Origin of the sequence: Gracilimonas sp., from assembly GCF_040218225.1 — a bacterium.
In the GTDB taxonomy this organism is placed as follows: domain Bacteria; phylum Bacteroidota; class Rhodothermia; order Balneolales; family Balneolaceae; genus Gracilimonas.
Map to the genome: position 1 here is coordinate 153,931 of NZ_JAVJQO010000002.1, position 24,966 is coordinate 178,896.

Below are 24,966 nucleotides of genomic sequence, written 5' to 3' on the forward strand. Positions count from 1 at the left end.
TTTTATTTTATAAGCGTCATTTTTCTGGAAATGGTAGCTTCACCTGTAGTCAGTCTGTATAAATAGATTCCAGATGATAATCTGCTTGCATCAAAATTAATGGTGTGGCTACCAGCACCCAGCCTCTCATCTACCAGGGAAGCTACTCTTCTGCCCAACACGTCAAAAACTTCCAGGTCAACCTGATCTGCACTTGGCAAGGTAAATGAGATTTTCGTAGTTGGGTTGAAAGGGTTTGGATAGTTTTGTTTCAAAGAAACATCTGTTGGAATTTCAGTATCTCCGGTTTTTTCATTGGAAACAGCCGTTTGGTTTGGATAAACAACCTCAAGATTATCAATAAAAATAGAACCCGAGTACCTTTCTCCGGTTTGCTGATCCGATGCCAGCTTAAAGCCTATGCTCTTGATTGTTATGGGATAGTAGAAAGTATTGAAAGGGTCAACAGGGCTAAGGTCACTCATCAGAGAGGGATAAATATCGAAGTCAGTACTTTCTGCCCATTTTTTTACACGAATCGTGAAAGATTCACCATTATTATCCTCCAGGGCTAAGTCGATCAAATGCTTTTTACCATCTGTTCTGGCATGGAAGTTAATGGAATCTGGCACCCCAAATACCGGGATATCTGTTTCCAGATAAGCCCATACAGTAGGTGTATTATTATATTCAAACTCGTAGTCCAATCGCAGGGAGTGTTCACCATCAGTGGCAACACTATCTACCAATACCAGTGCGGAGTTTTCCAGATCTATATTCAGTCCATCCAAAGACCAGCCATCAAGGCTCTCAAAACTGCTTAGTAATTCCCGTCCAGTGCCAATCTGTACTTCTACTTCAGCTGTATCTGAAACTCCATCGTACGTTCCGATTACATTTGTTATTCCTTCACTAATCCCTTTAAAAGTGCCATTTGTGATCATTCCTATGTCCGGGTTTTCAACTTCCCAGCTAATACCGGCATTTCCGACTTCCTGTTTCTGCCCGTCAAAATCATATGACTCGTTGAAATAATTAAATGCATAGGAACTATCGGTAACAGCATGCTGCGGGAAGATTGAGAAATCGGTTATGCCTTTTACAATAACCATCGCGGTATCTTTAAGTCCCTCATATTCCAGATACACATATCCGGTATCCGGAGTGTTGCCGGCAGTAAAATTTCCTTCACTGTCTATTGCAGCATCAAAACCTTCACTTAGAGAAAAACTCAGGTTTTGAGAATCAAGCTCGATGGGATAATGATTTACATCACTCCCACTTACTGAAAAGTTAAATGTATTTCCTCTGTATACTTTCTTAAAAGACGGAGCCAGATTCAGGTTCTCAAGCAAACCGGTTTTCTCTTTTGATGAAACCACCATCAGTGCATTAGCAACAGCTCGTTCACCAATTCCATCTGAAGGATCATTAACTACATTGTTGTGAACCACCATGGTCGTAGAACCTCCACCATCAAGATTCAGGGCATTCTCAACTCCAAATCTTTTCATGAACTCACCCATTTCTGTCAGAGTCATTCCTGCACTTGAAGCCTGTCTTCCATCAACGGTCATCAGGTAAAGTTTGGTAGAGTCTGCATTAAAACCCACTGCCGTCCTGGGATGTCTTTCCGGCCAATCACCCTCATTATTCCCATCATTCAGAAACTTACCACGGCCACCTACAACCTCTTTTATATTGTCGTAACCGGGTAATAACTGATGTTCTACACGTACAGTATCTCCGGCCTGAAATCCATCCAGATCGTTTGCAGAAGTCCCATGTCCGGATAGTACAAAAGTAGAATCGGTAAACTCGGCATCACCGGCAGATATTTTCTCGACTACTACTGCTCGTACTTCACCATTTACAACCCATTCATCAATACCTTTTAAGATAAGTTCTGTACCAAACTGGTTGGTTCCGGTTGATGATCCGAAATACTGATTGTAATAAACCAACGCATCTGTGGTTCGAGCCTGATTTATTCCTGTAATATCAAATTCATCATTCCCCGATCGTAGTTTACCGGTATAAGCAGTAGGGTTGATGAAAACTTTTTTGTCTTTTGTGTATCCAAATACATCCCTGCTAATCGGCTTTTTTATTATTTCCCCTTTTATAACCTGGGCATTAGTTGGATTTCCCCCTCCATAAAAATCACCGTTAACCGCTGCAACTACCTGATGTCCTTCAAACGATTTTCTCTGCGACATGGAACTGGTTTTTTCATAACCGCCAAAAGTATCCTGAGCTTTTACTGTTTCCAGTTTTGTTTCAGATTTAGTGAGATCTACTTCTACAACATCAAATGTCCAGGGAACGGCAGGAGCTTCGATTGTATAGTGAAATATCCCATCACCAATTTGCTGCACACTCAAAGTATCATATTTAATTTGAGCAATGCTCTGGATTGATAGTATGCTTAGTGCAAAAATTAAGATCGACTTCTTCATATCAGGTGTTGTAAGTGTTAGGAAATAATGTTTAATGTACAGTCAGAGCTCTTGTTCTAATCTTTATCTACTTCCACGTTATAAAGACTATCCTGTCTTTGCTCCAAATGTTGCCTCTCTTCTATTCTCTGTCTTTCTACGGTATCGTCGGGCTCTAGCTGATGCTCCCATTCATACTCAACCGGATACCACTGTAAAATATCTTTTTTTCCAAGTTCCAGAACTGTATAGCCGGGTTTAAATCCTAACCAATTACCTCCCCACCAGGCTGCAGAGGCAGCTTGAGAGGTGATATACCATACATCATTAAATCTAAAGTCTTCACTGATATGGGTATGTCCCTGAAGTAAAGCTTTTACATTATGTCGTTCCAGAACATGCCGAAGCTCTATGTTATCCTGTAGAACGAATGGGCTCATAGCCATCATCTCAAAATCATTATTAATTTGCCCTTTATGAGAAAAAGCAGCTAAGTGCGAAACCGCAATTGTTGGCATGTCTTTATGATCACCAAGATCGTAACGAAGCCAATCCAACTGCTCTTCACCGATCATAGCTTTATAAGCCGGGCCATTTTCGCCTTCAAACTCAAAAATCGAATTCAAAATCACAAAGTGCCACCCGTTGTGATTAAAACTGTAGTAATCTTTTTCCATCCCCATCTCTTGCATAATCATTTTTTTCCCAATGCCGGGATGGTCGGCAGGAACTTTTCGGCGTGATGATAACCCCAGTACATCATGGTTTCCAATGCAATTGTAATAAGGCATCCTTAGCTCATCAGTAGCACTTTTATAGAGCCGGATGGATTCTTTATAGGTCTCAAGTTCTGTGTACAAACCATCAAACACCATATCTCCACCCATCAGTACCAAATCTGGGGAAGGTTCCAATGAGTTTATGGATTCGATACATTTTTTATACCCTAGATGTCCCTGTCGCCGGGATGTTACATGCTGATCGGTAAGGTGAACAATCCGAAAGCTTTCCTCATTATTCTTGCTAGTATTGAAAAAAGTGCCCATTCCCAGGGCACTAATTCCAACATTTTTTAAAAACGATCTTCTGGACGACATTACTTAATGAGCGTCATTTTTCGGGTCATAGAAACATCTCCCATCTTCAGCTGGTAAATATAAATACCTGAAGACAATTTGGATGCATCGAAGTTAACCGTATGCTCTCCGGCAACCATAGTTCGCCCTACAAGCTCTGCAACTTGTCTTCCAAGCATATCATAAACCTTCAGAGTCGTAAAGCCACTATTAGGCAGATCGAAGGTTATCCTTGTAACCGGGTTAAAAGGGTTAGGATAGTTTTGTGACAATGATATCTGCTCCGGAGTTTCCGTTGTTTCCTCATTTGAAACAACAATACCTCCTTCAACTGCAGATGTAGGCTCACTCTCTACATTATTTCTGCTAACAGCTGTTACAAAATACCAATGACTTTCTTCTGAAGGCGGGGTGACATCCGTATAGCTCGTTTCTCCTGTAACGGCAATCAAGTTGTAAGGGCTCTCCATTTCTTCGACTGCATTAGGTGAAGAACCGGCATCGACACGATAAATCGCATATTTAATCAATGTATCGACATGACCGGCAGCGGATGTTTTAGTCTGTACATCGATTTGAGGTCTATCCCAGCTTAATTCAAATACATACTCTTTCTCCGAATCCCTGTTAACAACAAGGTTTTCAGGTGAATTGGGAATACTTGTATCCTTCCAATCCATCGTAGGCTGTAAAGCTGCATACTTGTAGTAATTATTCTTTAGTGAATCAGCAAATCCTTTGGACGAATAGGTTGTAATGTTACTTGACCTGAAGAACACACTTCCTGATATATTTTCATTATTTCTATTGTGCCGGATTTGACGAGGTATTTCATCTGCATCAAATAGTGTATTTGAATAGGTACTGCTGCTAGAACGGTATAGTCCATGTCCGGGGTATATATGCCGGCCATTAGCTGCAGCTTGTTCAGCCCACCAATCAGCGAGTTTTCCATAATCCTGTCCGGTACCAAATCGGGAGAAGGCCCAATATAGCTGTGGTGTTATATAATCTATCGTTTGTGCTTCCAGCCAGGCCACTCCATCACCATAGACAACGCTGTAAGCATCCATACCGCTGATTCCACTTGGCACTCCGCTTTTCCATATTCCAAAAGGACTAATACCAAATTTCACCCATGGTTTCACAACCTGAATACTATCGTGAAGCATTTCTACAAACAGATCGATGTTATTTCTTCTCCAATCATCTTTATTATCAAACCCTCTTGGGTATTGAGCGAAGGTATCATCATCAAGGGTATCATTATTGTTGCTGGCCATATGATTGGGTGGATACGGGTAGAAGTAATCATCAAAATGAATACCATCGACATCGTAACGGTTCACTACATCCATTACAACATCAATATTGTAATCAATTACTTCAGGTAAGCCCGGATTCATAATGGCAATTGCATCATTCATTACAAACAACCATTCCGGATGCTTATTAGCTACATGCATAGAATCTCGTGCGGTAGTACCCGGAAGTTTATTTTTTGATTCTGCATCATAATACCTTCCCAGGAACGGCTTTAAGCTTTCATCTATATTTTCATTATTAAATACTTTTTGGGTAAAATCGCCCGGGATCATGCGCATAGCCCGATATGGGTTCAACCAGGCATGAAGCTCCATCCCTCTTTTGTGGGCTTCTTCAATTACAAATTCTAAAGGATCCCAATATGGATCCGGAGCAACACCTTCTTCGCCGGTAAGGTACTTCGACCATGGCTCAATGTCAGAATCATATAGTGCGTCTCCTTCTGTTCTTATCTGGAAATACAGTGTATTTATACCAGCAGCTTTCATGTCATCCAATCGGTCTAACAAGCTTTGTTTCTGAAAGCTAACGGGTATGTTGCCGGATGCGGGCCAGTCTAAATTAATGACCGTAGCCATCCATGTAGCTCTAAATTCTTTTTTTGGTGGCTGATTCTCTTGAGCCTGAACATTTATGTAACAAAACAGGCATAGCAAAAGGATTGAAATGGGTTTTCTTAACAACATGATTTTATAATTTCGATATATAGAAAAAAAAAGGCAGCACAAGGCTGCCTTTTTTGTGGCTTTATGCCTTTTACTTAATAAGAGTCATTTTGTTCGTTAAACGAACTCCGTTTGTTTGCAACATGTAAATATAAACGCCTGAAGACAGGTTAGACGCATCAAAAGATACGGTATGATCGCCTGCACTCATGCGAGAGTTTACTAATGTAGCAACTTCACGACCAGTCATGTCATACACTTTAATTGTAACAGGACCAGCTTCGTTAATCGAATACTCGATATTGGTAGTTGGGTTAAATGGATTCGGATAGTTTTGCTTTAGGGTATATCCTTCTGGAATATCAGATTTTCCATTATTCTCGTTAGAAGTATAAACCTGCTCGGTTGTAAACTTCTGAACATCAACAGCCGTTTCTGTTGCGCTGAAAGCACCAACATAAGCGATAGTACCATCAGGTGAGAAATCTAGACCACGAGGTCTGGCTTGATCATATCCTCCGGAAACATCAGCACCAGCTACCCATTCAATACTATCCAATGCGGTTGGTGTGGTCTCAGGATCAAGATCTGCATAATCAAATGCATACCATGTTTGTGGCTGATATGGCTCGCCCGGAACATCATTCAATGAACCTGAACCTACCCATAGGTGGAATGTTTGTGGGTGAAGGTCGAAGCTTTCAGCTCTGATTCCTCTTAGTACAGTATCTGGTACCGTTGGGAAACTTTCGAATTCACTTGCACGAGCATAACGCAATACTCCAGGACCAGTATAACCAGCCCACCAGATTGTATTACCATCCGGAGAAACCTGAAGATCACGAGAGAAACCTGAAGTCAGAGTAAGCAGTTCTTCCGGGTTTTCAAGATTTGAATCATACTTGATAATCGGAGCATCTGTGGCTACTACAGCAGATACATAAATGTTTCCATTTTTATCAGCAGAAGCTTCACCAAGAGAACCAATACCTGGATCAACTTTGGCGATACCCATACCTGTTGTATGATCTACCTTGTAAACACGGTTAAACTGAGAGATAATAATGTCTCCATTATAATCTGCTTCAATACCACGTCCTGAATAACCTTCGTAAGCTTCACCTTGCCACACCTGACCTAAAGTATCAGCTGGGGTGTCATCTTCATACTCAATAACTTTGAGTGGTGAAAACGAAGCTGGTGTACCATCAGGATTATAGATGTAGATTACGCGTGTCGCTACTTTTACCCCGGTTCTGTTTAGTGTAACACTATCGGTTGCACCAAAAGGTTGTATCCAGATTTTACCTTCGCCGTCAACGGCAACACCATGAACTTCTACCCATGTATCACCTTCTTCCGGTACGAAAGTATCGTCCTGAGTCCAATTTTGTGCAAAAGCCAATGCTGGTATAAGCATGAAGCTAAGCACGGTTAGTATTTTATTCATTTTCATAATTATCTCCTTTGTATCTGTTTATCTATGCGTTTGATTATTTAGATTAAGTATTTGTGTTATCGTTTCAGTTAAAAACCGAAAATTCCTGCTCTTGTGCGGTCATACATATTCAAAAAATTGATACTGTTCTCATCATCTCCTCTTACAGTAACCACAGCAAACTCATCATCACGCCAGGTTATACTCGTAATTCCGGGCTTCAGCATGCCTTCATAAAATGCTTCATGTCTTCCATCCGGGTATACCCGTACCATGCTTGGTTTCGATACATCATCTATTTCTCTACCCGTTGTTATAATCAATTCACCGTTTGAGGCCAAAATCATATCCGAAATGCTACCGCCGTAATGTTGGGAATAATCAAAATATAGTCCACCCTGAGTCAAATTACCTCCACCATCAATGGTGAATTTCCATACTTTTTGGCCTCCCTGAATTTCACCTCCAACATACAGCTCATTATTGGCAGCATAAAAAGCCACTGATGAAAATGCACCAGCGAAATTCGTTTTAGACTCGGCTCTGTTAGTTACATTAAACCGGTGAATTTGGTCACTATCTACACCTACAACCCATAAGAATCCGTTATTATCAAAAACCATGTCACGGATCTTGAGAGCATTTGTAGTTGAAGCAGCCCAAACGTCTTCCTGCAAATCGTTGCCAAAAGTTTTCACGAAAACTGCCCGCAAACTCTGTTGTGCCAGAAAAAGATCCCCATTTGGGCCTACTGCCAGTGCAGAATAGCTGTTAAACCTCATAGTACTGTCGGATGGATAAGGGTTATCATCATCGTCAAGCTCACCCTGATATCGGGTGTTATCGGTGGTAACGGTCCCATCCGGAGAAATTCGGGTATAACGAATAATTCCGTTCGTATTTATTATAGCGTAAACATTGTTTTGTGCATCTACAGCAACAGGGGTGTTTGGATTGTTTGAGGAAGCGACTCCGGGATAAAGCCCAAAAGGCTGAATCAGATCATAGAGGTATGAGTCACTAAAAAACTCAGCTCCTCGTACAGATACCCTAACATTTAAATCGTCTCCCCAAATAGTTCCAGGCCGTACTACAAGTTGTGTTTTAGTTGCACTTTTGACGACACCCGCAGATCCACCAAAATTAATGGTGACACTATCAGGATCTGTTGCAAAGTTCTCTCCGGTTACGATAACGGAATCAACCCCAGCCAGATATCCATCTACCGGTGTTATATTTGTAACAACAGGGTTTGGCCTTGAAGGCTCATAATCAGGATCATATACACTGTTACCTTCTTTACAAGATATTAGCCCTGTAGTTAAAACTACCAATAATACGATGTGATTTATTTTTCTAAACTTCATACTTACTAATGTCATTTAAAATCCTATTTGAGCACTAAATCTGTTTACTTCACCAAATACACCAAACTGAGTGTACGAGTAGTCAACACTTAAGACCATGGGGCCAATAGGTTGCTTTATACCGGCACCAAAAGTTAGCTGCTCTTCATCTTTTGGAAAACCATATCCTCCCCTTATTACAAATCGATCTATGAACGTGTACTCCAGACCAAAAAGCAGTTGCTCATCGTAATCACGAGGCCTGTTTGCATCAATGCTGACAAGAAGAGAGTGAACATCCGGGTCAAGGTTACTTAGATCTAACACATCCATCGAAATTCCAATTTTGAAAGTAAGAGGGAGTTCAGCCCCTTCATCGTCGTAACTTACTTCAGGAGAAAAGTTTCTGAGCGCCATACCAAAGTTCAAACTCTCAAAACCTGTTTTATAAAGTACACCAAAATCGAGTACTCCTGTACCCGCAGAAAACGACTGTAATTCATAACCTCCGGAACCATCCATGGTTACAGCTGCTTTTCCTAAATTCTGATTACTGTACCTGAAGTTAGCACCTACCGAAAACTGATCTGTAATCGCATTTGCATACGACAGACCTACAGCAAAAGCCGTTGGATTTATAGTTCCTAAATCAACATACCCTTGTTCATTGTCTGCCCGGGCAGTGGAAAGGATTTCTCCATAATCAACAGAAATAGCGTTTACTCCAATAACACCATATTTCCCATCAGCAGGCTGATAAACCAGCGAAGCTGAATTGTGATTGATATCAGCAATCCATTGAACCGCACCTACACTAGCCGTATACGTACCATTTATATAAGCCATAGTAGCTGGATTGTATAAGGCTGAATAAGCGCCCATCTCTACAGATGTAACCGCTTCAGACATCGCCGAAGCTCGCGGAGATGGCGATACACTTAAAAATTTCATACTTGTTTGCGCCCTCTTCTTTTGTCCATATATATCTGTGGTACAAAGAAGCGCTAAAATACAGAGGAATAATGCTTTACTTAATCTCACTTTTACACCTATAGTATGATTACAATTTTTCTTGTAGCTACTTTACCAAACTCATCATCGTTTGGATCTTCGTTGATAATTCGGGCAATATAAATGCCACTAGCTACTCGTTGACGGTAGTCTGTTTTGACATCCCAGTAGATATCTCCACTTCCATTTGTATTGGTCAAAGTCTTTATTTTTTCACCTAACTCAGTATAGATGTTTATTGTACATCTGCTGGGCACTTCAAAGAATGCTACCCGGTCTTCACTGGCTACACTTCCAAATTTCAATTCAACAGGTGAGTTTGCCCTGTATGGATTCGGCACCACACGAATATCTTCCATGGCTTCACCCGCAGGTCTGAGCAGTCGGGCCGGATCATAACTTTGCATATAATAGCGGTTGCTTATCAACTCAGTATTTGTCGGTGTTTGTCCGGTCGGGTCGTTATTCAAAGATCCTACACTAACTATATAATAATAGTAGTCAAGTCCGCGGATGGGCGGATCAAGCAAATATTCAGGGCCACGATCTACGTCACCATCTTTGATAAAGGTTTCACTGGCGTCAGCCTCATAGAGAAGCCGGTAAGTACTGTCCAGTCTTCCCGATGCACGATAAATTCTAAAGCCATTAAGATTTGATGTGTCACCGGTATATTCCCATTCAAGGTCAATTCCATTACCTGCAGAAGTTACTGTAAAAAGACTGGGAGGTTCCGGAGCCTCTGGGATTGCATAACCCGACTCATAGTTTGCAATAGCTCTTTCAAACGTTTGAAATAAAGAATCTCTACCCTGGAATACTACCCTGTTCTTTTGTTCGGCATCAATCTCACCTCTCTTGAATGCAGCACCCGTTTCATTTGCCAATTCCCTTGATATACCTGATGAAGCCTCAGCAATAACTATAGTCACACTGTCTCCGAAGGCAATATCGTATGGACCGTAACCATAGGTATATGCTTGCCCGCCCTGTTCATCCGGTGGAGTAGGTGCATTTGTTGGGTTTACAAAACCATCGAATCCACTTGGCTCTACAACATAGGCATGTCGTGGGGTCACCCTTCCGCGGCTCATCATTTCATATTCTTCCTCCATTTTCGTGACATTAAAGGCGTCGTTGTTACTATACAATTTATCATCATTGTGCTCATAAGACATGGTAAATGGCTGTCCGGGGTCATCCGTTGGGTCTGTAGATGAAGCATCAGCATGCAAGGTTACGGTTCCAACAAAGTGATAGGCTGCAAGCCGGCCTGTGGTGTCATCAGCAGATAAATAACCACCTGTAGTATTCGGGACAAATATCGGAGCCCCAATATTGTCATAGTTTGGAGTTGCAAAGCTTGGGAAATACCCATGCCAGGCAAAAGAAGCTCTGAAATCTTCGGGTTCACCGGGTCGTGCACCATCACCCCGCTGATCATTCATTGTATTAACACCCCAGCCTGTCGCATTACCGATGGTATACCGGGAAGCTTTAACGGGAGCCATACGATTCAGAAAATAAGGAATAAATCCTGTGATGTCCTGACCAGGCATTTCAATTTCCGGATCACCATCCGTATTACCCGTATTTATAAATGTATACTCAATTACGTGGTAATTGTCATGAAACTCTTGGCCAAACTGTTTTATCGTACGTTTTACCGTAACTCCAATAAGTGTGTTCATTTCGGTACGAATCACACGATCGGCATCGAGATTTGGATCAACCCGGTCGTTCTGTACACTCTTGGAAAAAGAATCTAATCCATCAACATTTACTGAAGGCGGCTCAAACTTACTCACCGTTTCCATACTTACCGGATAAAATTCTCCCAAACCAGTTACCCGGGGGCCAACATGAACAACCCGTCGATTAAAAGTGGTTCCGTTTTCATCGGTATAATTGGTAACACCTAACCAGAGAGCCTTCATAGCCTGAGCATCCTGCCCTCTATAAATAGCAGGCCATTGCCAGCCACCCTGTTGTTCATTGATAAAGCCTTCTTCAATTTCTGAGCCAATACTGGAATAAAAATTGTGAAAAGAGCCAACTGATAACCACCTGTTTTCTACTTGCGAATAGGCATTAACAGATAATCCTATTGCTATTAGAAGCGAAGCACAGATATACTTATACAAATTCTTTCTACTCATTACGCCTTTTTTATTTTTACAACTCTGTTATTTAAAAAGAAAATCTTACACCGAAGCGGATCGTTCTGGGATCAAGAAAATTAAAGAACTGCTGATTGGGCATATTAATGTATGCCTTATCATCCAGCACTTTGTTTACATACCCCTTGTCAGCTTCCACAAAAGCTCCATCTTCATACTGATAGTACGCTCCTTCCTGTGTATTGTAGTATAATGCCCTGCCATTAGGATTACTGACAGTATTCAAATCAGTAGTTGTTTCGATAGGCACATATTGTACATCGGCAGGGCGGTAATCACCTGGCTTATCACTTCCGGGCACCCTGGAGCTTAGTAAATTAATTTCCTCAAGCTTTCCTTTTGGAAGGTGGAGTGATGCCATATAATCTAAATAGTCATTACCGTCAATGAGTCCCGAATTAAAGATATTAAAGTTTCTTCGGTTGATAACATTACTTACATCTGCAAAGAATCTCACATTCGAACCATCACCCAGATCAACACGTTTTGTTATTCGAAGGCTCGTACTCCAACTGTCTCTGTACTGTAAATTGTCTACAACTCCTGGGATTGAGCCACCACCGGTATAAGTGAATTTATCTCCAGCTCTCCAGCTAACCAAAGGAACAATTTGCCATCTTCCTAACGGGTAGCCACCAAGAAATTGTGGTCCTAATTCGGGTGGTGTCTGGAAATACAATTGCAGACGTGCGAAAGGACGAGGAGTTGATCTTGTTATATCGTTATCTGCTGTCAGGCGTTCATACTGTCGTTGCTCAAATGGGTTTTCGTAATTCTCAAGCGTTCCAAAGAAACCTGTCGTTTGAACATCATAGGTGTAATTAATCTCTCCCCAGAAAAATCTACCTCTTTGTTTTCTAAGTGTAAGTTCCACACCACGAATATCTTCATATGAAAACGGACGACTTACCGTATAGCTGCTATTATCTCGCCCGGTAAATGAAACCTGAATAGGCTGATTACTTAGATCTTTGTAATAGCCACTTATTCTCACCAGGTAATTGTCAAAAAGGTTTTGCTCATAGCCAAGCTCGTATGCAACGGTTTTTGGCAGAGGATTATTAGGCGAAGCTAACCTTGTTACTGTATTGGTAAATGGCTCAATACGGACTAAATAAAGGTTTTCTGGTTGTGGAAGCTGAACGAAATGACCATAGTTGAAAAACAACTTACTGTCATCCGTAATTGGGAATGAAACACCTAATCTTGGCTGTAATACAAGTTGTGGATCTACATCAGAAGTAGCAGCGGTGTCCAGCGCCGAGGCATTTCCTGTAGAGAATAAATCGGTAAAGGGCTCATAGTCATACCAGTCAACATTCGGGTCGTTGTAAGTTAAACGAAGTCCAAGATTGGCAATCATTCCTTCGAACTCAATTTTATCCTGCACATATGCTGCAATACGATATGGAGTTGTGTTCCAAACCGAGCGTGTTCGACCGGAAGGAAGTACCTTATCAAATGATCCATAATTGATTCGGCTATCCGTTCTTGTAAAATCAACTCCTGCTTTTACCAAATTATACCGATCCAGCTGACTGGTTATAGCAAAATTCACATTCAGATCTGAAACTTCACTGCTATCCCGGGCAGTACTCATACCCACTCCCATCCTCATACCTGAAGCCAGGCCGAAAGAAGTTTCATCAAAAAAGCCAAAAGGAGCTTCGCTAAAACCAACACCACCTATTGTATATACATCGGAAGTATCTCTGAATCCCCCGGGGTTGGTGCTTGTTTTATTGAAAAAGTTATTAATCTTAATTTCGTAAAAGGTATTATTATTTATGGAATGCGTGAACTGAGCACCGATGTTCCTGCTTATTTTTTCAGATGGTGCCCAGTAATCCGTAGCGAACAATCTGGATTCAATAAAACTAACCTGATCCATATCAGCTGAAATATCCGTACTGCTTGTGAAGAAATGAGAATCTCCAACAAAGTCACCAGAAGAACTACCTGTTTGACTTTCAGAAGTTCCTGTTTCCCGACTATACATACCATCAATTGAAAGCTTCATTCCGGGACCAACATTACTTGTCAGCTTGGTTTGCCAGGTTGTTTGATCATACCTGTCTCTGGAAAGAGGCACCATATACATTTCCTGTGTCTGTCTTAGAGAAACAGAAAAGCGAAGATCACCTAATTTATCACTAATTACAGGAAACGGACCACCTACCGTTAAATCAATCTCATAATCCGGCTCCGTAATCGCAAAATCTTTTCGGTGCTGATATAAAAATGCCTGCTGAGCAGCTTCAGGTGTTAAATCATTGGTTGGGTCCTCATCAGCAAGTAAACTTTGTGAGAAAGCATTCCAGCCCTGGAATGATGGGTAATTTCGCTGTGTGTAAGTATCCCAGGCGCCATTATTCGTTCCTGTCCAGGCTACTTCATCATCTAAATAGGGTCTAAGCCAATATGAATTCGGACTGTTTATATCCTGCCCGACATTTTTTTGCTGGGGCGGTGTAATTCGAAACAAGCCATCCACAGTATAGCGATCAGGACTACCTTCCTTACTTGTCACATTAATAAGACCCGACCGAACATTTCCATATTCAGCATTAAAACCACCGGTTTGTAACTGTACATTTTCTACTGAAGTCACACTGATACCAGTAAAAGGGGTATTATCACGACCTGATCGAAGGGCAAAACCATTTAAGTTAAACGTTACCTCATCTGAACCACTACCGCGAATGCTCAAACCTTCAACACCAGCCTGCAACCCAACCACATCAGTGACACTGGCAACAGGTAGTGCATCAATATTTTCTTTACTAATGTTAGCCTGACTTGAAGAAACATCTCTTTTAACCACAGGTTTTTCGGCTACAACTACTACTTCCTCTCCCTCAAAGGTTTCTTCGGACATTTCAATATTAACCTCAGTCGTCAGGTTAATATTTACCTCTACCTCTTCCACAACAACGGGTGTAAAACCTATAAAAGAAGCTTTTATAGAATACGTACCAGGTTTCACGTTCAGAATTTGATAGTATCCATCTGGCTGGGTAGCTGTACCCTGAGTAGTTCCTTCGATAATAACATTCACCCCTGGAAGCGGTTCCCCATTCGTATCAGTAACAAAGCCGGTTATCTTACCAGTTTGTGCGAGAAGGGATTGTGAAATGAGTAAAAAGAAGAAGAATGATAGTAGCTTTTTAACATCCATAAACAGATCAAATTATTTTAGCAGTAGAAATCCCGCTGTAGGATTTTTTCAGTATTGACTGAATCCGCATAGTATAAAATTCTGATTAAGAAATAAACTTTTGTTGAAGAATTTTTTAATAAAAATGAATTTCATAAACAGCCTGGGTTTAACATTGCTTTCAAATAATCAACCCTTCTGTCAAACTATATCCATGAAGCGCCTTATACCCTTATAAAAAAACTCAACTCCGGTATTAAATTCTGTTTCACAATCAGCAAAATTATGTTTTTAAATACTTTACCAGAATATTTTCTAATGAATTAGTGAGATTTAACTACTAAAAAACCCTTATTCAGTTGATTTCCTTATTACCAAAAAAACTTTCCAACTCATCAAATAGCGAATTTTGAGCACATCGATTTTTCAAAATAGTAGCGAAAATTATCTTAGATATTTTTTTTAAAACTGATTTAAAAGACCACTTTTTGAAAAACAGCTATAGAATTCAGACGGAAATCTTCAATTATTGGCCAGAAAATTGAGAGTTCTTGATCATTTTGCTTTACAAAGACCCTCACTCCTTTCTGTTAACAGTCGATTGTTCTGGCGAAACCAATAGTGTTTTAAATACGAGTAGATGTTAGCTACATAAGTTTTGCCTTCAGGATTTTTAACGTTTTTAAGGTCAGCCTTTCAAATTTAAATTGAACTTTAGCATCAATCACCTGATCTGGCTATTATTCAATGAATCAAATTTTACCTATGAGCCTTACGTATACCAACTACCTTAAAATCGACGAACTGCTTGAACTTCAGCAGCTTAAATCTGACCCACCTGAACATGATGAAACCTTGTTTATCATTATTCATCAAACCTATGAATTGTGGTTCAAACAAATTTTACACGAGTTCGGTAAGCTTCGAAAAAACCTGGAAGCCGGTAATACCTGGGGATCGCTTAAAACCATGCGGCGGATTTTGACCATTCTTAAAACTATGGTCTCACAAATTGATATTCTTGAAACCATGACCCCCCTTGAGTTCAACAGCTTTCGGAAATTTCTGGGGCAGTCCAGCGGATTTCAATCCCTTCAGTTCCGGGAGATGGAAATTATATGCGGCCTTCGCTTTCCTTTAATGAAAGAAGCCCATAAAGATCAGCCCAAACATATAAGGATATTGAAGAAGCGAATGGAAGAATCCACCCTGTGGGAAAGTTTCTGTGCTTACCTAAGAACCAGGGGTTATAATATTGAACCCAAACGCGTAAACGAAAAAGGACTGATTCATGAACCTTCGGATGAAATTCAGGAAGTATTGGTAGAAGCTATGCAGAATGATCCGGAGGCAGCTCTTATTGCCGAGCTGTTTGTAGATTATGATGAAGGACTTCAGGAATGGCGGTACCGGCATGTCAAAATGGTGGAGCGAACCATTGGCACCAAGAAAGGCACTGGTGGTTCTGATGGAGCGAAGTATCTTCATAAAACCCTAAACCATGCTATTTTTCCAGACCTGTGGGAAATTCGATCTAAATTTTGACTTATCCGAACATTTGATACCCAAAATCAGTTACCTTTGCACCCTTAATCTTAGGTTTATCCTCATTTTATATGTCTGATATTGATTTCTTAGCCAATAAGCTCTCTCCTCATTATTCTCATTTTGATGTTGCCAATCGACTGCTCTTTACCGGGCATTCTCACCAGGCCTGGCCCGATGTAGCCCGTGAAGGACAAACCGAATATTTTGATGTGTGCGCAAAGCATGTGGATAACAAATGGGACATCGCTTTTGAAAAGACCGAAATACTGAGAAATTACCTTCGTGATTTTTATGATGACCCAAACGGATTCTACTGCCGGGAAGAAAGTACCCATGTATTGTTTGTTAGCTGGATGAGCAGTTTAGATCTGAAAAATAAACCAAAAATCATCTCCACAGATGGAGAGTTTCATTCTTTGTTTCGTCAGCTGCACCGGCTGGAAGAAGAAGGCTTGGAGTTTGTTCGTGTAGCAACCGAACCCGATGAAAGTTTTGCTGAACGCATCATAGAAGAGATGGATGACCGAACGTCTGCCATCATGCTTTCCCGTGTATATTTTGAAACCTGCCTTATCAATACACATTTAACTGAAATTGCTGCAGCTGCCAGAGAAAAAGGAATCCCAGTTTTAATTGATGACTATCACGGAACCAATGTTGTTCCCCTTTCTATTCGTGAAGCCGGACTTGAAGACTGCTTTATTCTGATAGGAGGATATAAATACCTGCAATGGGGAGAATCAAATTGCTTTCTGCGCTTTCCTAAAGATTGTAATTACCGTCCAGCTATCACCGGATGGTTTGCTGCCTTCAGTTCACTCGATAAACCCAGAACGGACGCTCCAGTAGAATACGATAACGGCAACCAGCGCTTTGCGAGTGGTACTTATGACCCCTCTTCTCAGTTTCGGGCTGCAAAGGTAGTTGAGTTTTTTCAGGAACACGGGCTATCCCCAAATGTACTGCGGGAACAATATTTGGCTCAGGTTAAAATGCTAAGAGAACGGTTTCTGGCTAACCAATTTGACAAATCTGTGATACGCCTCACACACGAAGAACCGCTGGAACGAAACGGAGGATTCTTGTCTTTAACCTCCCCGCATGCAAGGCAAATTCGAGCTTCGCTAATGGACAATGGAGTCTTTACGGATGCCCGTGGTGAAATTCTGAGATTTGGACCTGCTCCATACATCACTTCCTCTCAGATAGATCAGGCTATGATTGAGCTAAAAAATGTTGTGAAAAATCTCTCTTAAAACTTTTTTTGTAAGGAATCTCTTTAAAGTTGCTCTAACATATATCACACATAAATAACTTTTTGGGGAAATATTTGCAATTAACACAACTGAGATTTGTCTATCACATATATTGAACATATATTGAAATCATTCAATTGAAGGTGACATAAAGTGTCACTGTTGTCCATTATATTTGCCTAAAATAAATTCAAAAAACCGAATACCATGTCAAAAGACGATCGAATGAAAGCCCTCGATATTGCCGTAGGGCAAATTGAAAAACAACACGGCAAGGGAACAATTATGAAGCTGGGAGCCGAAGCTATACAGGATATTGATGTAATATCCACCGGCTCAATCATGGTTGATTATGCACTTGGGGTACAGGGGATTCCACGCGGACGTGTAACTGAAATTTATGGGCCTGAGGCTAGTGGTAAAACCACCCTCGCCCTTCAGGTGATTGCGGAAGCACAAAAGGCCGGTGGTTATGCCGCTTTTATTGACGCTGAACACGCCTTTGATCCACGATATGCCAAAGCCCTGGGAATTAATGTAGAAGAACTATTAGTCTCCCAACCCGATAATGGAGAGCAGGCGCTTGAAATTACTGAAACTCTGATTCGCTCAGGTGCACTCGATGTAGTTGTAGTTGACTCTGTAGCCGCTCTTGTTCCCCGTGCTGAATTAGAGGGTGAAATGGGTGACTCACACATGGGTCTTCAGGCGCGATTGATGTCACAGGCCATGAGAAAGATTACCGGTATCATTAACAAAAGCCGGACATCCTGTATCTTCATCAATCAGGTTCGCGAGAAAATCGGAGTTATGTTTGGTAACCCGGAAACAACCACCGGTGGACGTGCTCTTAAATTTTATTCCTCCGTCCGTATTGATATTCGCCGGATTGGGTCCATAAAAAGTGGCGACGAAGTAATTGGTAACCGAACCAAAGTGAAAATAGCTAAAAATAAAGTAGCTCCTCCTTTCAAAGTGGTTGAATTCAATATCATGTATGGTAAAGGAATTTCACGCATCTCTGAGATCCTTGATCTTGCCGTGGAATATGACATCATTGAGAAGCGAGGAAGCTGGTTCCGCCATGGTGGAGAGCCTATTGGTCAGGGATCGGATGCCGCCATGCAATTCCTTGAAGAAGACCCTGAATTGGCGAAGAAAATTGAAGGTCAGGTTCGCAAAAAGCTAATGGGCGAATTACTGGATGAAGAGATCGAGGAGCAAGAAAAGGAGAAGAAAGAGAAAGAAACCGTTGAAGAAGAAGGATAAATACCAGCGGTATTCGGAGGAAGCGCTAAAGCTTCTTCCGGCTCCTGTCTCGGAAATTCAGGTCCAGAAAAAGAATAACAGTCGTTATTCTATTTTCGTAGACAACCAGTTTCTGATTGGAGTCTCTGATTCTACTCTTACCAAACTAGATATTAAGAAAGGCGTTGAAATAACGCCTTCTTTTTTACAGCAAATTGAGCATCAGGAAGAACAATGGGCTGCCAGAGAATATATGTTTCGCATTCTATCGCGTCGCGACCACTCCCGAAAGGAGTTAAAGGATAAAGCGTTCAAAAAAGGGTACTCGGGTAGCTTTATCGATGAAATCCTTGATGAGTTCGAACAGAAAGAATACATCAATGATCATAAGTTTGCCGAAAAGTATGCAGCTGATAAGTTCGAGTTCAATGATTGGGGGCCTTATAAAATCAGAACACAACTCTTTAAAAAAGGAATTTCGAAAGCCGTAGCAGAACGTGTTATCAATAACACTTTTGGTGATCAGGCGATTAAAGAAAGCATACTCTCCTTAATCACCAAAAGAAAAAAAAGATATCTTAGAGAACCAGAAGAAAAACGCCGCAAGAAAGTTTTCGACTATTTAATGAGAAAAGGCTACGATTCAGAAAATATTTTAAAGCATCTGGATGAACTTCTTAATCTTATTTCAAAAGAATGAGTCTTTTAGTAATCGATCGCTCCCCTTCCATTTCCAACCGATAGAAATATACACCACTGGCAAAATCGGCGGCGTTCCACTGAAAGTTATGTGTACCGGCAGTTTTTATCCCATCAACTAATGTAGCCACTCTTTGCCCAGTTAAATTAAAAATCTGGATTTTAATTTTTTCAGAACCATCGAGACGGAAAGATATAGTTGTAGATGGATTAAATGGATTGGGGTAATTTTGATATAATTCAATTCCATTCGCACTCTGTGAATCTCGTTCGTTGCTAACAGGTTGTGAGGTTCTTGAAAAAAGATACGTTTGGGTATAGTACCTATTACTTTTCAAGCGGTTTCCGGTTGGGGTTTTTCCGGTACTATCAGTGTTGATTCCACCAACAGCTACGATATAATAATAGTAATTGGTACCACGCTCAGGACTGTCTAAAAGAAAATAACCGGGATAGTTTCTCCGGGATGACGGCTCGCCATCAACAATTAAACGCTCTTCATTGTCCGCTTTATAAAGTAAGCGATAAGTACTATCTACTTTCTCTGATGCCCGATAGATTTCAAAACGCTCAATATTGTTGACCAAACTTTGGTCATATTCCCAATCCAAAACAATTCCTGAATCTGTTGAGCTAACTTCAAACCTTGAAGGAGGATTAGGGGCCATAGGTATTTGGTAGCCTGACTTAAAATTAGCTAAAGCACGCTCAAACGTTTGAAAAAGAGAATCCCTTCCTTGAAATACTACTTCGTTCTTTTCAACATCTGTTATTTCACCCGTCTTAAATTTTAACCCTGTTTCATAAGCCAGCTTTCTTGAAATGCCAGCTGCAGCTTCGGCTACAACTATCCTTACACTTTCTCCCGGTTCAAGGGAATATGGACCATAACCCGATGTATACGAAAATCCTCCACCCTGCCCTAAAGATGGATCTGCCCCCGGATCAATAAATCCCTCATAGCCTTCCGATTCTACTTGAAATGCATGTCGGGGTGAAGTCCTCCCAACACTCATCATTTCATATTCCGAGTTCATTTTATCAATGTTAAATGCATCGTTGTTACTAAAAAGAGGATCATCATTATGCTCTTCAGACATTGTAAAAGGCTGGTCAGGATCATCGGAAGGATCTGAAGAAGAAGTATCAGCATGTAACGTTACTGTTCCAACAAAGTGATAAGCTGCAAGTCTGCCAGTCGTATCATCAGCAGCTAAATACCCTCCCGAAGTATTTGGATTAACGATCGGAGCTCCAATATTATCATAATTAGCGATAGCAAAATCAGGGAAGTACCCATGCCAGGCAAAAGAAGCCCTGAAGTTTTCGGGTTCTTCAGGATGGAGCCCATCTCCCCGGCGATCATACATCGTATTTTTTCCCCAACCTGTGGCAGTTCCAATAGTATATCTTGACTGCCTTACAGGGGCCATCTGGTTCTTAAAGAAAGGGATAAATCCTTCAATACTTTGATTTGGAAGTTCTATTTCTTCATCCTTATCAGTATTGCCGGTATTGGTAAATATGTATTCTACAATATGATAATTATCGTGATACTGCTGACTGAATTGCATGACCTTACGTTCTACAGTAACTCCTAATAGCGTATTCATTCTGCTGTACAAAACTCGATCCGCATTCAAATTTGGATCTACTTCATCTACTGTGGTGTTGTTTTTATCCTCTAATCTATCACCTATTTGAATCTCCGGCTTAGGGAATTTTGAAATCAATTTAAACTCAACCGGAAAAAATTCTCCTTCTCCAGATACACGCGGTCCCACGTGAACCACCCTGTTTTCATATTTGGTTCCTGCACTATCTGTAAAGTTTGTTACTCCTAACCAAAGGGCTTTAGATGCCTGGGCATCCTGTGCTTTATAGATCGCAGGCCACTGCCAACCAGCCTGTTGATTAGGGATAAAGCCCTCTTCAATTTCAGAACCTATATTTGAATAGAAGTTGTGAAAACTTCCAACATCTAACCATTTATACTCAACCTGACCAAAAACTTCACTTGTTATAAAAGAAAAAAATATGACTAAAAAAGTAACTGCTTTTTTCACTATGTTTTGTTTATTGCAATTGATAATCAACTAAGTTTATAAATTAAATAGCAAAGATTCCTTGAGAAATATAACACTAGAACGGGTCGTAAAATTTATTCTTGGGGCAGCAGCTGTGGCTGTAGCACTGTTGATTTTATATAACTACTCTACACTGGTTATTTTTCTGATATTGGCTATGATTCTCAGCTATATTCTGGATCCTTTTGCCAACCGGTTACAATCTGCGGGACTGAACCGGACTTTTGGAATTACTTTGATTCTCGCCACTGTGATTTTGATCCTTGTTTTTATCTCAACCAGTGTCATTCCAATCATCGCTAATCAAATGGCAGAGCTAACGGCACAGCTCAGTATTGAAAACATCCGGCAGATAGCTGTAAAAGTAGAGAACCAGCTAACAACCAAGTTTGAGTTTCTCCCGGATGGTTTTTTGGAAGAAAATATTACCGCTGTAATGAATGAGCTATTTAATGTTAATCAGATTTCTACCATTGTAAGCGACGCACTCAGCATCTTTACCAATATCTTTTCAGCCGTTTTAGTCGTTCCTTTTGCTGCCTTCTTTTTCCTAAAAGATGGAAGCAAAATTCGCCGAGATTTACTTCAACTTGTTCCGAATAAGTACTTTGAGACCACACTTACCGTAATTGACAAAATTGAGCAACGTCTTGGACTCTATTTCAGAAGCGTTCTCTTCCAGAGTTTCCTTGTTGCATTATCGTCCTGGACCACATTGAGTATTGCCGGCTTAGACAACTCAATGTCGGTAGGAATTGCGGTAGGCTTGGCTAACACCATCCCCTACTTCGGGCCTATTTTAGGATATTTTTTGTCCATCATTGTGTCCATCATTGAAACCGGAAACTTCTCGTTAGTAGCTGCCTGTATACTTGCTATTTTTGTGGTACAGATGCTTGACAACATCGTTTTTCAACCCATGCTCTTTTCCCGTTCAGCCGATATGCATCCGGTAGCCATCTTGTTCATTATTTTAATTGGAGCAGAAACAGCTGGAATTATCGGAATGTTGGTTGCCATCCCTATAGCAACGGTGGTCAAAATCACTATTACTCAGGTAAGCTGGAGTTTTAATAATTACCAGGTATTCCGAAGAGATATCACCCAATCATCAGGGCCACCCGGATAGCAAGAAAGTCCTTCATCCAAGCTAAACATTTACTATCTTCTTCGCCCAATCAGGCACTGCAAAATACACTACCCACTTGAAGAATATTGTTGTTTTTGCCTCCGGCTCGGGCACAAATTTCCAATCTATTATTGACGCTGTTCAGCGTGGTGATATTTCTGCCCGTATTTCTGGTCTGATCACAAATAAATCGGGTATCAGAGCTATTGAAAGAGCTGAAACGAACAATATTCCAGTTCAAGTTATTAATCCTGATGAATTGACTAATGAAAATGAGTTTGGAGTTGAACTCATTCAGCAGCTGGAAGCCTGGAATACGGATGTAATTGCTTTAGCAGGTTATCTGAAAAAAATTCCTTCTGCGATAATCAAAAAATATCCAAACCGGATATTAAATATTCATCCTTCGCTGCTGCCAAAATACGGTGGAAAAGGTTTCTATGGCTCGAATGTTCACAAAGCCGTTATCGAAGCCGGAGAAAAGGAATCTGGTTGTACCGTGCATGTAGTTACCGAAGAATTTGATGAAGGACCCGTTCTTGCTCAAACAAAAGTTTCTGTTCATGAGAATGATTCCCCAGAGGAATTGGCTAAACGAATTTTAAAGCAAGAGCATCGTCTCTATCCTGAAACCATACAGAAACACATTCAAAACTTATAAAACCCAAAATCCATAAACGTGGCACTCAAACCTCTCTCATCCCTTCCAAGAACACCCCTCAAAATTAATCGCGCACTCCTGTCAGTTTCAGATAAAACCGGTTTACCTGCATTAGCCAGAGCTCTGCACACTGCCGGTGTCGAAATTATTTCAACGGGAGGAACCGCGAAAGCTATTGAAGCAGAAGGAATTCCCGTTAAAGATGTTTCTGAGGTTACCGGATTTCAGGAATGCCTGGATGGGCGGGTTAAGACCCTTCATCCGATGGTTCATGGAGGAATTCTGGCACGCACCTCTCACGAACCCGATGTGAAAGAAATTGAAGAACTCGGCATCACTCCCATCGAATTAGTTGTAGTGAACCTTTATCCTTTCAAAGATAAAGTAGCTGACCCAAATGTTACACCAGCCGATGCTACAGAGTTTATCGATATTGGCGGGCCAACCATGATTCGCGCAGCGGCCAAGAATTTTGCGCATGTTTCTATCTTGAGCTCTCCTGACCAATACACAGGCTTTATTGAAGAATTGGAAGAGAAAATGGAAGTGTCTTTTGAAACCCGGCAGAAACTAGCCAAAGCGGCTTTCGCGCATACTGCCGATTATGATAGCGCCATTGCAAACTACTTTACAGACTTGATTGAAGAGGAACCGGCTAAGCAATTCAACCTTTCTCTCCCACTCTCACAAGAACTCAGGTATGGAGAAAACCCTCATCAGAAGGCTGCCGTTTATGGAAATCAAAATGACTTTATCGATTGCTTTCATGGCAAACAGCTCAGCTACAATAACTACCTAGACGTAGATGCCGCTTTGAATATCATCTCTGATTTTGATGAGGATGAGTCCGCTTGTGCAATTATTAAACATACTATTCCAAGTGGAGTTGGCGTAGCAGAAAACCTGACGGAAGCCTACAAAAAGGCGTTTAGCACCGACCGTGTTTCACCTTTTGGAGGAATTGTAGTTGTTAACCAGCGAATGGATCTGAATACAGTAAAAGCCATTGACGAAATTTTTACAGAAATAATAATTGCTCCTGATTATTCTGAAGACGCCCTGGAACTTCTCCAGCAGAAAAAAAATCGTCGATTAATCAGGATCAAAAAGTCAGTTCGAGAAGTACAAGCTTCATCATTCCGGTCTATCTTTGGAGGATTGCTGAATCAGGATGCCGATTTAGCTCCTGCCAAGCCGGATGAATTTGAAATTGTGAGTAAGCGGAAGCCAACGGATCAGGAAATGAAAGACCTGCTTTTTTCGTGGAAAGTAGTTCGGCATATTAAATCCAATGCGATTGTGTATGCCAAAGATGGTCGAACATTAGGAATAGGTTCAGGCCAAACCAGCCGGGTCGATTCTTCGGAAATAGCCGTGGCAAAGGCGGAGAAAGAAGGCCTGAATTTAACAGGCTCGGCAATTGCTTCAGATGCCTTTTTCCCTTTTGCCGATGGTGTTGAAGCCGCAGCTAAAGCCGGAGCTAAAGCCGTTATTCAACCCGGAGGAAGTATTCGGGATGAGGAAGTAATCGCCAAAGCAGATGAATTTGATATGGCGATGATATTCACAGGTAAGCGGCATTTTAAACACTGATTTTTTGAGTGTGAAAAAGATCAAATAATTTCGTTTTATAAATTTCCTATTATTCGTTGTTTATACATTCGCAAATACAATTTCAATATTGTATTTTCTCATGATTCTATCATCCCATTTAATGTTCAA

General features: G+C 41.0%; 16 protein-coding genes. 7 read left to right on the plus strand and 9 right to left on the minus strand.

Annotated features, from left to right (window positions below; translation table 11 throughout):
* Window positions 1–2: 2 nt before the first annotated feature.
* The 8 genes from RIB15_RS00750 to RIB15_RS00785 form a co-directional block, all read right to left on the minus strand.
* Window positions 3–2,438 carry a phosphodiester glycosidase family protein gene (locus RIB15_RS00750; protein WP_350200233.1) on the minus strand — a complete coding sequence of 812 codons (2,436 nt, stop codon included), beginning with the start codon at window positions 2,436–2,438 and terminating at the stop codon, window positions 3–5.
* A 56-nt stretch (window positions 2,439–2,494) separates the two neighbouring features.
* Window positions 2,495–3,514, minus strand: a complete 1,020-nt coding sequence (locus RIB15_RS00755) for a metallophosphoesterase family protein (RefSeq protein WP_350200234.1) — start codon at window positions 3,512–3,514, stop codon at window positions 2,495–2,497.
* Window positions 3,514–5,505: a family 10 glycosylhydrolase gene (locus tag RIB15_RS00760; protein WP_350200235.1), complete on the minus strand. Its 1,992-nt coding sequence runs from the start codon at window positions 5,503–5,505 to the stop codon at window positions 3,514–3,516. The genes RIB15_RS00755 and RIB15_RS00760 overlap by 1 nt, the downstream gene beginning before the upstream one ends.
* A gap of 70 nt (window positions 5,506–5,575) precedes the next feature.
* Window positions 5,576–6,940, minus strand: a complete 1,365-nt coding sequence (locus RIB15_RS00765) for a T9SS type A sorting domain-containing protein (protein ID WP_350200236.1) — start codon at window positions 6,938–6,940, stop codon at window positions 5,576–5,578.
* Between the two features lie 71 nt (window positions 6,941–7,011).
* Window positions 7,012–8,289 (minus strand): IPT/TIG domain-containing protein, encoded by a 1,278-nt coding sequence (locus RIB15_RS00770; RefSeq protein ID WP_350200237.1) that lies wholly within the window; start codon window positions 8,287–8,289, stop codon window positions 7,012–7,014.
* Window positions 8,290–8,304: 15 nt separating this feature from the next.
* Window positions 8,305–9,309, minus strand: a complete 1,005-nt coding sequence (locus tag RIB15_RS00775; protein WP_350200238.1) for a PorV/PorQ family protein — start codon at window positions 9,307–9,309, stop codon at window positions 8,305–8,307.
* An 8-nt stretch (window positions 9,310–9,317) separates the two neighbouring features.
* The gene (locus RIB15_RS00780) at window positions 9,318–11,438 is read right to left on the minus strand and encodes a T9SS type A sorting domain-containing protein (RefSeq protein WP_350200239.1); all 2,121 of its coding nucleotides are present in this window, start codon (window positions 11,436–11,438) and stop codon (window positions 9,318–9,320) included.
* A 31-nt stretch (window positions 11,439–11,469) separates the two neighbouring features.
* On the minus strand, window positions 11,470–14,637 hold the full coding sequence (locus tag RIB15_RS00785) for a TonB-dependent receptor (RefSeq protein ID WP_350200240.1): 3,168 nt from the start codon (window positions 14,635–14,637) through the stop codon (window positions 11,470–11,472).
* A gap of 744 nt (window positions 14,638–15,381) precedes the next feature.
* Here RIB15_RS00785 and RIB15_RS00790 point away from each other — a divergent pair.
* The 4 genes from RIB15_RS00790 (at window position 15,382) to RIB15_RS00805 (ending at window position 19,368) form a co-directional block, all read left to right on the plus strand.
* Window positions 15,382–16,161, plus strand: a complete 780-nt coding sequence (locus tag RIB15_RS00790; protein WP_350200241.1) for a tryptophan 2,3-dioxygenase — start codon at window positions 15,382–15,384, stop codon at window positions 16,159–16,161.
* A gap of 71 nt (window positions 16,162–16,232) precedes the next feature.
* A complete protein-coding gene (locus RIB15_RS00795; protein WP_350200242.1) occupies window positions 16,233–17,420 on the plus strand; it encodes a kynureninase/PvdN C-terminal domain-containing protein in 1,188 nt (395 codons plus the stop codon).
* A gap of 207 nt (window positions 17,421–17,627) precedes the next feature.
* On the plus strand, window positions 17,628–18,689 hold the full coding sequence (gene recA / locus RIB15_RS00800) for a recombinase RecA (RefSeq protein WP_350200243.1): 1,062 nt from the start codon (window positions 17,628–17,630) through the stop codon (window positions 18,687–18,689).
* Complete coding sequence (locus RIB15_RS00805) at window positions 18,673–19,368, plus strand: regulatory protein RecX (RefSeq protein ID WP_350200244.1); 696 nt, start codon at window positions 18,673–18,675, stop codon at window positions 19,366–19,368. The genes recA and RIB15_RS00805 overlap by 17 nt, the downstream gene beginning before the upstream one ends.
* Here the strand turns inward: RIB15_RS00805 and RIB15_RS00810 are convergent.
* Window positions 19,352–21,433: a T9SS type A sorting domain-containing protein gene (locus RIB15_RS00810; RefSeq protein WP_350200245.1), complete on the minus strand. Its 2,082-nt coding sequence runs from the start codon at window positions 21,431–21,433 to the stop codon at window positions 19,352–19,354. The genes RIB15_RS00805 and RIB15_RS00810 overlap by 17 nt on opposite strands.
* 61 nt (window positions 21,434–21,494) lie before the next feature.
* Between RIB15_RS00810 and RIB15_RS00815 the strand changes: the two genes are divergently transcribed.
* The 3 genes from RIB15_RS00815 to purH all read left to right on the plus strand — a co-directional run bounded on the left by RIB15_RS00815 (window position 21,495) and on the right by purH (window position 24,837).
* On the plus strand, window positions 21,495–22,583 hold the full coding sequence (locus RIB15_RS00815) for an AI-2E family transporter (protein WP_350200246.1): 1,089 nt from the start codon (window positions 21,495–21,497) through the stop codon (window positions 22,581–22,583).
* Between the two features lie 76 nt (window positions 22,584–22,659).
* Window positions 22,660–23,244, plus strand: a complete 585-nt coding sequence (gene purN / locus RIB15_RS00820; RefSeq protein WP_350200247.1) for a phosphoribosylglycinamide formyltransferase — start codon at window positions 22,660–22,662, stop codon at window positions 23,242–23,244.
* Between the two features lie 18 nt (window positions 23,245–23,262).
* A complete protein-coding gene (gene purH / locus RIB15_RS00825; protein WP_350200248.1) occupies window positions 23,263–24,837 on the plus strand; it encodes a bifunctional phosphoribosylaminoimidazolecarboxamide formyltransferase/IMP cyclohydrolase in 1,575 nt (524 codons plus the stop codon).
* The last annotated feature ends 129 nt before the right edge of the window (window positions 24,838–24,966 follow it).